This is a genomic window from Proteus vulgaris, from assembly GCF_016647575.1.
Classification (GTDB): Bacteria; Pseudomonadota; Gammaproteobacteria; order Enterobacterales; family Enterobacteriaceae; genus Proteus; species Proteus mirabilis_B.
On record NZ_CP032663.1, the window covers coordinates 1782144 to 1795292 of the forward strand.

12 protein-coding genes are annotated in these 13149 nt (G+C 34.2%); 8 read left to right on the plus strand and 4 right to left on the minus strand.

Going from position 1 to position 13149, the window contains the following annotated elements; all coding sequences use genetic code 11:
• Nucleotides 1–52 precede the first annotated feature (52 nt).
• The 5 genes from D7029_RS08320 to tyrR all read left to right on the plus strand — a co-directional run bounded on the left by D7029_RS08320 (nt 53) and on the right by tyrR (nt 5401).
• Entirely contained in the window at nt 53–307 is a 255-nt protein-coding gene (locus D7029_RS08320; RefSeq protein WP_227719017.1) for a peptide permease, read from the plus strand.
• Nucleotides 288–1682, plus strand: a complete 1395-nt coding sequence (locus D7029_RS08325; protein WP_088495733.1) for a YcjX family protein — start codon at nt 288–290, stop codon at nt 1680–1682. Before D7029_RS08320 ends, D7029_RS08325 begins: the two co-directional genes overlap by 20 nt.
• On the plus strand, nt 1679–2722 hold the full coding sequence (locus tag D7029_RS08330; RefSeq protein ID WP_194952383.1) for a YcjF family protein: 1044 nt from the start codon (nt 1679–1681) through the stop codon (nt 2720–2722). Before D7029_RS08325 ends, D7029_RS08330 begins: the two co-directional genes overlap by 4 nt.
• Nucleotides 2723–3262: 540 nt before the next feature.
• Nucleotides 3263–3682 (plus strand): hypothetical protein, encoded by a 420-nt coding sequence (locus D7029_RS08335; protein ID WP_228766750.1) that lies wholly within the window; start codon nt 3263–3265, stop codon nt 3680–3682.
• 153 nt (nt 3683–3835) lie between these two features.
• A complete protein-coding gene (gene tyrR, locus D7029_RS08340) occupies nt 3836–5401 on the plus strand; it encodes a transcriptional regulator TyrR (protein WP_194952384.1) in 1566 nt (521 codons plus the stop codon).
• 80 nt (nt 5402–5481) lie between these two features.
• Here tyrR and tpx read toward each other — a convergent pair whose 3' ends face one another.
• Complete coding sequence (gene tpx / locus D7029_RS08345; protein WP_100158148.1) at nt 5482–5985, minus strand: thiol peroxidase; 504 nt, start codon at nt 5983–5985, stop codon at nt 5482–5484.
• Nucleotides 5986–6208: 223 nt separating this feature from the next.
• Here tpx and D7029_RS08350 point away from each other — a divergent pair, with 223 nt between their 5' ends.
• Nucleotides 6209–7828 (plus strand): peptide ABC transporter substrate-binding protein, encoded by a 1620-nt coding sequence (locus D7029_RS08350; protein WP_194952385.1) that lies wholly within the window; start codon nt 6209–6211, stop codon nt 7826–7828.
• 595 nt (nt 7829–8423) lie between these two features.
• Here the strand turns inward: D7029_RS08350 and D7029_RS08355 are convergent.
• Both D7029_RS08355 and D7029_RS08360 read right to left on the minus strand, forming a co-directional pair.
• On the minus strand, nt 8424–8984 hold the full coding sequence (locus D7029_RS08355; RefSeq protein WP_194952386.1) for an Ail/Lom family outer membrane beta-barrel protein: 561 nt from the start codon (nt 8982–8984) through the stop codon (nt 8424–8426).
• A 300-nt stretch (nt 8985–9284) separates the two neighbouring features.
• Entirely contained in the window at nt 9285–9626 is a 342-nt protein-coding gene (locus D7029_RS08360) for a DUF4377 domain-containing protein (RefSeq protein ID WP_088495727.1), read from the minus strand.
• 378 nt (nt 9627–10004) lie between these two features.
• On the opposite strand from D7029_RS08360, the gene zntB reads away from it, so the two are divergent.
• A complete protein-coding gene (gene zntB / locus D7029_RS08365; protein ID WP_194952387.1) occupies nt 10005–10988 on the plus strand; it encodes a zinc transporter ZntB in 984 nt (327 codons plus the stop codon).
• Nucleotides 10989–11295: 307 nt separating this feature from the next.
• On the opposite strand, the gene ttcA is transcribed toward zntB, so the two are convergent.
• Nucleotides 11296–12219, minus strand: a complete 924-nt coding sequence (gene ttcA / locus D7029_RS08370) for a tRNA 2-thiocytidine(32) synthetase TtcA (RefSeq protein WP_194952388.1) — start codon at nt 12217–12219, stop codon at nt 11296–11298.
• 318 nt (nt 12220–12537) lie between these two features.
• On the opposite strand from ttcA, the gene D7029_RS08375 reads away from it, so the two are divergent.
• Nucleotides 12538–13068, plus strand: coding sequence for a hypothetical protein (locus D7029_RS08375; RefSeq protein WP_194952389.1), 531 nt, complete (start codon nt 12538–12540; stop codon nt 13066–13068).
• Nucleotides 13069–13149 lie beyond the last annotated feature (81 nt).

The following is a 13149-nucleotide window of genomic DNA, read 5'->3' on the forward strand; positions in this document are numbered from 1 at the left end:
TTTTCAACGCTTGTATTGTGAGAGAGTAAAATTTCTGATTGAGGAGCATATTGTGAATTCCAATCAAGTATTTATTTCCTTAAAAACAAATAAACTCGCCCAATTAGCCAAAAAAGGGTTAACATTTGGGTTAATGTTATTCACTTTATTTGGGCCAGCAGCAATCACAGGCGGTATATTAAAACGAGTAAGTAGCAAACCGTTACGTTGGCTGGTTCTATTGATAGCTGAACCTATTATCAAAGCAGGCTTTAATAAGCTATCGCGTCAAGTGTCTTGGGAGAAACATGAAACGCCTACAAAATGAACTTACAGCTTTTATTAATCGCGGTGTTGATAGACATCTTCGTTTAGCCGTAACTGGATTAAGCCGAAGTGGTAAAACAGCATTTATTACCTCATTAGTTAATCAACTTATTAATGTGCACACAGGGGCGCGTTTACCGCTATTTTCAGCAGCACGAAATAAGCAACTACTAGGTGTAAAACGTATTCCTCAACATAATTTAAATATTCCTCGTTTTACTTATGATGAAGGAATGGAGTCACTTTATCATACGCCGCCAAGTTGGCCTGTTCCTACTAAAGGGGTTAGCGAAATTCGTTTACAGCTTCGCTATCGTTCTAATGAATCTTTAACACGTTTTATAAAAGAGACATCTTCACTTTATTTAGAAATTGTTGATTATCCCGGTGAGTGGTTATTAGATTTACCTATGCTCGAACAAGACTATTTTGAATGGTCAGAGCAAATAAATAAGGTTAATCGCCAAAGAACATCACCAGAACAAAATTGGCAATTACTTCTTAAAAAGTGTGATCCCTTTGCGCCAGCTGATGAAACGTTATTAGCCGATATTGCCTCTGCTTACACTGACTATTTATTAGCATGTAAAAAAGAAGGGCTTCATTTTATTCAACCAGGACGTTTTGTATTGCCGGGTGAATTAGCGGGAGCCCCTGTTTTGCAGTTTTTCCCTTGGGCTGATTTACAAAAATACGATATCGCTAAATTAAAGAACGCTGATAAGCGTACTAATATTGGTATGCTAAAACAGCGTTATGAATATTACGGACAGCATGTGGTAAAAGGCTTTTATCGCGATCATTTCCAAGGATTTGATAGACAAATTGTCTTGGTTGATTGCCTACAACCTTTAAATCAAGGCGCAGATGTTTTTAATGATATGCGCCAAGCATTAACACAATTAATGCGCAGTTTTCATTATGGAAAAAGAACCTTACTTAGACGTTTATTTTCACCTTGTATCGACAAACTTTTATTTGCAGCCACAAAAGCTGACCATATCACAGTTGATCAACATGAAAATTTAGTGTCATTGCTCCAGCAGCTTATTCAAGATGCTAAACAAAATGCTATTTTTGAAGGGATCAGCATTGATTGCATGGGGCTTGCTTCTATTGCAGCGACTGAAAGTGGGATTGTTGATCATCATGGTGAAAAAATTCCAGCATTAAAAGGTTTCCGTTTAAGCGATAACAAACCGTTGGTGTATTTCCCTGGTGAGGTTCCTAAGCGATTACCTGAAAAAGCATTTTGGGAAAAACAAGGTTTTAGTTTCGAATCTTTTAGACCACAGCAAATATCAAGAGATAGTGCGGTTCCTCATATCCGTATGGATAGTGCAATGGAGTTTTTATTAGGGGATAAATTAAAATGAATGAGCCATTAAAATCGCGAATTGATTTTAAAGAGCCCATACTTCAAGAAGAAGTCATCTTGAAAAAAGGTGTTGGCTTTAATGAAAATGAGCAATTTTTGCCTATTGATCCTCAATTAGATGAAGAGAATGAAGGGCAATTAGAAGGTGATGTCCAATCAATTTTAAAACCGAAAAAAAGTGTTTGGAAACGGTTATTAACGATTGCGAGTACCATTTTAGGGATTAGTGTTATTGCTCAAACTGGACAGTGGATTTATGACTCATGGATAAATTCTGACTGGATTGCGTTGGGCGCAGCCAGTGCTGGTGGGTTAATTGTTGTTGCGGGTATTGGATCAGTTATAACAGAGTGGCGCCGTATTTATCGTTTACGACAACGCGCAGATGAAAGAGATAAAGCAAAAGAATTACTTTATAGCCATGCGATGGGGAACGGCCGACCATTTTGCGAAAAACTCGCTAAACAAGCGGGTATTGGCTCTCAACATCCGGCATTAATTCGTTGGCAAAGTGCATTACATGACACACATAATGATAAAGAGGTATTAGAACTTTATAGCCAACTTGTTCAACCTATTTTAGATAAACAAGCAAGAGCCGAAATTAGCCGTTCTGCCGCTGAATCAACCTTAATGATCGCGGTTAGTCCGCTGGCGATGGTTGATATGGCCTTTATTGGTTGGCGTAATATTCGTTTAATTAATCGCATAGCAGAAATTTACGGTATCGAATTAGGCTACTATAGTCGTTTAAAACTCTTTCGCCTTGTTCTGGTTAATATTGCATTTGCGGGTGCGACAGAATTGGTTAGAGAAGTCGGAATGGACTGGCTTTCACAAGATCTTGCAGCTCGATTATCAACAAGAGCAGCTCAAGGTATTGGAGCCGGTTTATTAACGGCACGCTTAGGAATAAAAGCAATGGAGTTATGCCGTCCTTTACCGTGGATTGATGATAATAAACCTAGGTTAGGCGATTTTAGAAAAGAGCTAATAGGAAAATTAAAAACTACAATGGGTGGTAAGAAAAAGGAATAAATTATTATTTTCACCTTTTAGTCATTTTAAATAAAAACCGTAGAAGCCTTTCTGCGGTTTTTTTGTATAAAAATTGGCAAAAGTGTTATTTATATAAAATAACCATAATGAAGGAAGTAATAAGATATTATTTTAAAATAAGGCATTAAATAACATAAAGTGTTTTTGTTATTTTATTGGTAATAGGATTATTGTTTTAACAAGAAACTATTGTGATAAAAAAATTTAAAAAAGAGTAAGTTCTTATTGGGGAAGGATGGTTTATAACTAATTGTATTTAAAGGTTAATGTGTGCTTCTATAGTGAAATGTTTGTAATTTTAATCATAATATTCCTTTTTTGAAAGAAAATAGTATTGAGTTTAGTATGATAAATAGCGTTAAATATCACCGCAAAAACGTACCACAGAGCTATTTTCTCAATATATTTTCAAATGTCTAATTTGTAAGCGATTTGCTATTTAATAAATAGAGAGATTTTTTATTTATAAAAAATAGAAAAGTGGTTAATAAATAATCCTTCTAACTAGGTTAAAATAATATGAATGAAATACAAATGTCAGCAATAAAGAAACTCTCTAAACAAAGACGTCAGCTCTATTTGAGTTCGGCATTTAATGTCTCAAATATCGATAATCAACTCAGCATTTTAATCCCTATTCTTAGTGAGACGATTAGCGAGATTAAAAAGAGACAATGCCAAAAGCAATCTAAGTCATTTCAAATAAAAGAGACATCCCAATTTTTTGAATATCTGACTGAGTCGGATAAGAAAGAAAAGGCAATAAATGCATTAGAGTATCTCCTTTTTTGTTTTGATAATGGATGTAAAACTATCAAAAAGGTGATCCGTCGAGAACTAAGCCCTTTAGTAAAGGATGTCGAATATCTTATCGATTTTGAACTAAAAAAAATAATAAAACCCTCTTCATTTTCGTTATTCGGCTTTTTTAAAGCATAAATAATCTTGGTTAAAAATCAGGAGATTAATTTAGTTGTGTAAAAATAAATGCTAGTAGTGTCAACCTTTGCTGACAAGCCCCTTTATTTCGTTGATATTTATGTATAATATCTAGAATTAGTTCAGGGTCACTCAGTATTAAGAAGGTTTATAATGCGTTTAGAGGTCACTTGTGAAGATCGCATCGGGTTAACCCGTGAATTATTAGATCTGCTGGTATTAAAAAATATTGATTTGCGTGGAATTGAAATATTCCCAATAGGTCTTATTTACCTGAATTTTTCACAGATTGATTTTGATATTTTTCAACCATTGATGGCAGAAATACGTCGAATAAATGGTGTTATTGATGTGCGTACTGTTGCATTTATGCCATCAGAGCAAGAACATCGTGCAATTTGGACATTATTAGAATCTGTCCCTGTTCCTGTTTTTTCTATTGATACCAAAGGTAAAGTTAAGTTACTTAACCCTGCGACGAGACAGCTTTTTGGTTTATCTCCAGATGACCATTCTGAGAAAACATTTAACCAGTTTATCCCTAATTTTAATATTCATCGTTTTTTAGAACAAAAAGAGCACTTTATTCAAATGGTGCCTATTACTGTGAAAAAACAGAATTTTGAAATGGAAATAGTCCCAATTAAACTTACAGACGATAACCAATATAATCATTGTGTTGGGGCTTTTGTTTTACTGAAGTACCATGAAATTATTTATGATCACCCTAAATTAGTAGCTAATGATCAAAGTGGCTTTGACCAAATAATTGCTGTAACGCCTAAAATGAAGCAGCTTATTACCCGTGCAAAGAAAATGGCGATAATGAATGATCCATTATTATTAGTGGGTGAAACGGGTACAGGAAAGGATTTATTAGCAAAAGCCTGCCATTTACTAAGTAACCGTTTAAGGTATCCATTTCTTGGGTTAAATTGCGCATCAATGCCTGATGATGTTGTTGAAAGTGAGCTATTTGGCTATGCAGCGGGCGCTTATCCTAATGCTATTGAAGGAAAAAAGGGCTTTTTTGAGCAAGCCAATGGTGGCACTGTTTTACTTGATGAAATCGGTGAAATGTCACCGCAAATGCAGATCAAACTTCTACGTTTTTTAAATGACGGAACGTTCCGCAGAGTGGGCGAAGAAGAAGAAGTTAATGTCGATGTGAGAATTATTTGTGCTACTCAGAAAAACTTGTGGGAATTAGTGCAAAAGGGATTATTTAGAGAAGATCTCTATTACCGTTTGAACGTATTAACACTGACATTACCGCCATTAAGAGAAAGAAAGGACGATATAATTCCGTTGGTAACTCATTTTATTAATCAGTACTGCCAAGATCAAAAAATGGGTGTGCCGTCCATTTCTACCGATTTCTCAAATTATTTAATGCAATATTCTTGGCCGGGTAATATTCGTCAATTACGGAATACTGTTTACCAAGCAATGGCACAGTTAGTCGGGAATACATTGCGTGTTCAAGATATTACGTTACCTGAGCATACGGATGAGACATTATTTGATGAGAACTTATTAGAAGGCTCGTTAGATGAAATGACAAAACGCTTTGAAGCCTCTATTTTAACGCGTTTATACCGTGATTATCCAAGTACACGTAAATTAGCAAAACGCTTAGGTATTTCTCATACTGCTATTGCGAATAAGCTAAGAGAATATAATCTTACGAATAAAAAGAGTGAGAAGTCTGAAGATTAATTGAGTAGTAAGATGAGTAATAAGATTTTGTGCATAATAAAAATAGACGAGCATAATGCTCGTCTATTTTTTTATTAATATTACTTCAATGCTTTTAATGCATCATCATAATTTGGCTCAGTTGTGATTTCATCAACCAACTGGGTGTAGATAACAGTGTTATTTTCATCTAAAACAATCACTGCACGGCTCGTTAAGCCAGCTAATGGGCCTGATGCAATTGCAACACCGTAGTTTTCTTTGAATTCAGCACCACGCATTGTAGATAATGTCACAACGTTGTCTAAGCCTTCAGCACCACAAAAACGCGCTTGAGCAAAAGGTAAATCAGCTGAAATGCATAAAACAACGGTGTTATTTAATTCATTTGCAACTTTATTAAATTGGCGAACACTTGCAGCACAAACACCAGTATCTACACTTGGGAAAATGTTTAGAACTTTACGTTTACCTGCAAAATTCGCTAAAGAAACATCATTAAGATCTTTACCAACAAGAGAGAAATCTGCAGCTTTTTGGCCTACTGCTGGGAAATTACCCGCTAGTGCCACTGCATTTCCTTGTAAAGTAACTTGATGTGCCATTGTTGTTCTCCTTTATTAGTTGTCAGACTAACTGTTATTAATACTCATTATTAACGATAATTCTCGTTAATGCTTAACCATTATTAAAATTTGCCACTATTGGCATAGTCACCACTAAAAACATAAAAATTTATAAAATATTTGTAATCAGTGATTGTGCCTTTTTATCAGGCTCTTATAATTGTGCAGTTCATTCTCATACAGATTACAGGACGAAACAGACATGCGCAAAATATTCGTCATCTCATGTGCACTTGTCGTTCAAGGATTACTCACATCGCAGGTAAATGCGGCAGTAGTCCCCGCAGGAACGATACTCGATAAAAAACAAGAAGTGGTTCGACATTTAAAAGATGAACCTGCATCACTCGATCCTATTAATGCAGTAGGGTTAACAGAAGCTCAAGTGCAACGTGATTTGTTTGAAGGGTTGACGATAGAAGATGAGTATGGACGCCCGATTCCGGGAGTTGCTCAAAGTTGGCGCACAGAAGATAATCGCGTGTGGATCTTCACTTTACGTGATAATGCGAAATGGTCCAATGGTGAAAAGGTAACAGCAACAGATTTTGTCTATAGTTGGCAAAGGTTAGTTGATCCTAAAAACCTTTCACCTTTTGCATGGTATGCATCACTTGCATCGATTGAAAATGCACAAAAGATTATTGATGGAAAATTAAAACCAACATCATTAGGTGTAGAAGCGATTGATGAAAAAACACTAAAAGTCACGTTAGAACGCCCAGTTTCTTATTTTCCAAATTTAGCGACTAATTTTTCGTTATATCCTGTACCTCATCATAGTATTGAAAAATATGGTGCTGAGTGGGTTAAAGTTGGTAATTTAGTGGGAAATGGGGCTTTTGTTTTAAAAGACAGAGTGGTTAACGAGAAGATTGTATTAACGCCAAATCCTTATTATTGGGATCATAAAAATACAGTATTGACTAAAGTTACTTTTGTGCCTATTAATCATGAATCACATGCGACTAAACGTTATTTAGCCGGTGATATTGATATTACAGAGTCATTCCCGAAAAATTTATATCATAAATTAATGAAAGATATTCCTAATGAGGTTTATATTCCTGACCAGTTGGGGACTTATTATTATGCTTTTAATACTCAATCAGGGCCAACAAAAGATATTCGTGTACGTAAAGCGTTAGCGATGGCGATAGATAGAAAAATTATCACTGATAAAGTATTAGGAACAGGGGAGAAATCAGCAAACCGTTTTACACCTGATGTAACGGCAGGCTTTACCCCAGAACCTACAATTTATGATGAATACAATCAAGATGAATTAGACAGTCAGGCTAAGATCTTGTTAGCGGCTGCTGGATATGGCCCTCATAATCCATTAACACTCTCATTACTATACAATAATTCAGAGAATCATCAGAAAATTGCTATTGCAGTTGCTTCTATGTGGAAGAAAAAGTTAGGAGTAAAAGTCGAATTACGTAATCAGGAATGGAAAACATATATTGATAGCCGAAATTCGGGGGATTTTGATGTTATAAGGGCATCATGGATTGGTGACTATAATGAGCCTTCTACTTTTTTAAGCTTATTAGGTTCTAAACATACTGGTAATATCCCTAAATATCAGAATAAGCAATATGATGAAGTGTTAACCTTGTCTGGTATGGCTATTGATGCAAATGAGAGGAATAGTTTGTATAACCGTGCTGAGCAAATAATTGCTGAAGATGCACCAATAGCACCTATTTATCAATATACAAATGGACGATTAATAAAGCCTTGGCTAAAAGGTTATCCAATTAAAAATCCAGAAGATGTTGCATATAGCCATACGCTTTATATTCTGAAGCATTAAGGTAGAAGCTAAATTAAAACCTTAAAATTATGCCTCAAAGTTAAAATCTACTTTGGGGCATTTTTTATTTTAGTTACAAATAGAAAATGTAAAGAAATTATGATTTATACGTTGATATGTATCAATAAGAAGAAAACTAAAGAGGTCTAAAAAATAGAAGAGAGTATAAATAAAAAAGAACCCCTTTAGAAAAAGGGGCGTAGCAAAATAAAGCAGGATGACTTATCGTCCGGATATAAATTATATTTTTAAGGCTTTCTTTGCACGCTTTTTATTGTATCTAACTGTTACAGTGATTAATAAAATATTTATAACAAAAAAAATCCCTCTGTTATAAAAACAGAAGGAGACTCAAAAGGAATAAACATTGCAAGTGATATGTTAATACATTTTTATGGTATTGTTTTGACCAATTGTGCAATGTGCTTGATGTTAAATATTATGTCTTGTTTTATTTATAGATATAAATGCTTAATCATAATAAAAACTAATATATTTATCATGGTATTTGAGTGCTTTAAACGTAGATCTATCTATTCGCTTTTCTTTATTGTTAAATAAAATCATAGATTATCAATGGTTATTAGAAAGTCGTTTAAAAACGGAATCCTAGAGATAATTGTAAAGCACTTAATTCAAGATGACGTTTATTTGCCGTGGTATCAGAGTAAAGATAACCCAAACTAAACGAAATATTCTTAACAGGATTATAATCGATGCCAATTTGACCAATGACACTTGTTGTATTAACGATATGAGTATCTGTTGTATTTATTTCAGAATGAGATTTGTCTTCCTGATACTTTAATTTATTAGGCCCCATTTGGGCGTAAATAGAAATTTCAGGTGTTATTCTATAAGTTGGGCCGATTAATAGACCTGTGGTTTTTGTTCGGTATTTTATTGTTGACGGTGTGGTAAAACGAGGATCAATAAAATATTCTTTACGATCTGTGTTTAAATGCAGTAGGGAAATTAATATTCCCCAAGTATTTTCTGTTTCATATCGATAACTGATTATCTCTCCTTTTGCGGTGTCGCCTTTTATTTTGCCGTAAATATAACCAGCAGAGAGGGTGTGTGTTTTATCATAGGCATGTAATGTAGAAGAGTAAGATAAAGCTAAGGTAATTAAAATAAGGGCTAATTTATTCATTGTAGAGTTTCTATGTTGATGTGTAGAACGTTATTTTTAGTAAAATAAATGTTGATTTCAATATTAATTGATTGAAATTACTCTTAAAAAAAGTTCGCATGCTTATTCTTAAACCCAATAAAAATAAAACTACTATAAATAGCTAATAATTAATTAATATAAATTTTATTAATTATTTTAGATGATGGTGTAATGAGAGGTCATTATTTAAATAAAAGGGAGTGGAAATTGAGCGTAATAGGTGAAAATACTCACAATAAGTTTTAATACCTATTGTGAGCTAGATTTTGGCGTGACTTTCTATTTCTTATCTACAACTTCAATCAGTGTATATTTCACACTTGGTGCATCTGCTGGAGGATTAGGAATATCTGTAACATTAACTTTCAATGTGTATTCAGTGCCTGCTTTATATTCAAAACCATCAATGTTTTGATAGAACAGAGACCATTCGCCTGAAGGTAACTCTTTTACCTTCATACACTTCATTGGTGCGACACCAACACAATCATATAGTTGTGAATCCACTAGAAGCGTTTTTGTTGTCCCTGTAGACGGAGTTGTATTTGCACTTTCAGTTGAAGTTGCGTCATTGCATCCAGCCAAAAGTAAAAATAAAGGAATAGCGATAAATTTTTTCATATTGATGACCTTATTTTTAGGGTGCAATAAATGTATTAAAGAATATTTAGTATACACCAGACAGATAATTATTATAAATTACAACAGGTAACTTTTTTCCTATAAATAAAATAAGTTACCTGTTGTTATTCTAGGTGTTAATATCCTAACGTAACTATTAGTATCCAATTTAGTGTAATAATCCTAAAGTGATAAAGATAAATAGAAGTTTGGGATGAATTAAACAAAAGTAGCGTTGATATACAGCTAACTAGAAAAAAAGGATAGAATAACAGTTCAAAATAGAGCGTTATAAAATGAAGGTAGACTAATCATATTTGACAGTTGAGCATTGAATTCAAGTATTGCCTTTAAAGCAAAAGTTATGGAGGAAGCTAAGTGAAAACAGTTAATGACTCTGTTATACAAGATGCAGATGCTATTTATACAGCACAACTTGATGGGCATGGAGGAGCAACAGAAATCACAACGGAGACTGTTGCAACAAATGAAAACCCATATTGGGTGCATTTAGATTATCGCAAACCACAAAGTGCTCAATGGATACAAGAGACAGAATTACTTCCACCTATTGCTAAAGATATATTGCTTGCAGAGAACGTCAGACCAAAAGCACAACGTATTGGTGAAGGTATCATTATCAATTTGCAAACAATTAATAATAATCCTAATGATAGACCTGATGAGCTTGTTGCTTTTAGAATTTATATTAACAGTCAAACGATCGTTTCAAGCCGTCACCGCCAAGTTAATTCGGTGGATTCTGTTATTCATACTTTAGAACTGGGTAATGGGCCTGAAAATAGTGGTGATTGGCTAATTACTATGGCTGATGCTGTGACCGATGAAATAGGCGAATTTGTTGAGACTTTACATGACCAATTAATTGAATTGGAAGATATGATCCTCGAACAACAAATACCCGCAAGAGGTGAACTCGCATTATTAAGAAAACAATTGATTGTTTTACGTCGCTATATGGCTCCGCAACGAGATGTATTTTCGAGACTTTCTATCGAAAAACTACCGTGGATGAGTGATAGTGATAGAGTCACGATGTTGGAAATCTCAGAAAGACTTTCTCGACGTTTAGAGGATTTGGACAGTAGTATTTCTCGCACGGCAGTGATTGCTGATGAAATAACATCAATGATGGCTGATGCGATGAATAGACGTACTTATACTATGTCACTAATGGCGATGTTATTTTTACCAACAACATTTTTAACAGGGCTATTTGGTGTCAATTTAGGTGGAATACCCGGAAATGAATTTCCTTATGGTTTTACCATCTTCTGTTTATCTCTCTTTGTTTTGATTGTGATTGTTACTTGGTGGTTAAAGCGTAGTAGATGGTTGTAAATTTTCAGCAAATTAATCGTAACTAAATGGATTTAAAAAAGAATTCTCTAACCCTGTTTGAGATATATCAATTTTTTAAAATAGAACATCTGGCATTATAACTCTCGCAGGTGAATACAACGTTGAGCGATGAACGTTGTGCTCCATAATTGTAGTTTTTCTCATATTGAGTTCTTAATACAGAATAATTGACCATTATTACACCGATGTTTCTTAACATCGGTTTTTTTTTGCTTAAATTTATTATTGGCTATTATTTAGTCATAAAAATCCTAAGCCCCGAATGCAAGGCTTAGGAGATAGTGCACTATTTCACTTCAACAATATCGAGTTTATTTTGGCTAAAGTCAGGACGTTCATCATCGTCTTCTTGGAACATCACTGGAACGGCTGGAATATCGTCTTTATCAAAAGCTAAATCGCCACCATTAATGACTTCATCACCATGTTTGATATTCACAAAATCAAATAATTGAGTATCACATAAATGTGAAGGGACAATATTTTGTGTTGCTCTAAACATAGTTTCAATACGACCAGGATAACGTTTATCCCAATCTCTTAGCATCTCTTTAATCACTTGGCGCTGAAGGTTAGGTTGTGAGCCACAAAGATTGCATGGAATAATTGGGAATTGTTTAGCTTGTGCGAAACGCTCAATATCTTTTTCACGAGCATAAGCAAGAGGACGAATAACAATTTGTTTGCCATCGTCACTCATTAATTTAGGTGGCATACCTTTAAGCTTGCCACCATAGAACATATTTAAAAATAATGTTTCTAAAATATCATCACGATGGTGGCCTAAAGCAATTTTAGTTGCACCAACTTCTGTTGCTGTGCGATATAAAATACCACGACGTAAACGTGAGCATAAAGAGCAGGTTGTTTTACCTTCAGGAATAATATCTTTAACGATCCCATAGGTATTCTCTTCAACAATTTTATATTCCACACCAAGTTCATTTAAATACTCAGGTAAAATATGCTCAGGGAATCCGGGTTGTTTTTGGTCTAAATTGACTGCAATAAGTGAAAAGTTAATTGGCGCACTTTTTTGCAGATTCATTAAGATAGAAAGTAGCGTGTAGCTATCTTTACCACCAGAAAGGCAGACCATGATTTTGTCGCCATCTTCAATCATATTAAAGTCAGCGATAGCTTGCCCAACATCACGGCGTAAGCGTTTTTGTAGTTTGTTGAAATTATACTGCTCTTTTGGGATGCTCATTTTTTACGGTTCTATATCGTTGCTGATTATTCTGTAACTTGCTAACCAAGGCTTTGTTCTTCGCTGTTTTGATACCTTAACAACATGATAAATCAATAAAATATCTTATAGGCTCAAATGATAAGTTGTGTGAAAAACAAAGTTATTTATGGCAAGAAAATTGATAAGTCGACAATGATACCAGATGGTAGGGTGGTTTCGATATAGATAACTACAGTTAAGCGCTTTCAAGGTGGTAAAAAGTAAGAAGTAATAGTGTATATGATTGTTCAGGTTGATACTTAGTTAAAATTTATTATCGTGTAATTGGAGGAAATTTTGGTTGAGTTTTTTAAGCAATGGTTTCAGGAAATCCGCGAGGATGCGGTAAAAGAAAAAATGAATAAAGCTAGAATGAAAGGTGATGAGAGCAAATGGAAAAAGGAAATTTGGCGTAGCCCAGATAAGAACAGAGCAATTAAAGAGAGGTTTTGTGCTGAAGGAACGCGCTTAAAATATGAATCACGACCATGTAATAAAACTCATTCTAAAGAATGGTTATATGACTTCGTATGGAGAGAGTTCGATAGTCAGCATAATTTAAAACGAGTTATTCTTGCAATGGAAATTGAAGTATCTGATCAGTACTTTAATTATGATTTTAGTAAACTTCTTCAAGCAGACTCAGAATATAAAATCATGGTATTTCAAGTTAAACTTGAGCAGGAAGTGGAAAAAGTTTTTGAATTATTAAGTACAGCTGTACTTAATTATCAGTCAAAAACTGCTTCAAATTATCTTTTGGTTGGATGGTGTTCTTCGTTGAATGATTTTATTTTTAAAAACATTGAAGTTAGCACTCTTGAATAGCTTGTATTGAAAAATAATCATTTATTGCAGTGATGAATAAAATAATAGCCTTATCTGAATAAGGCTATTAAATTTTTTGTG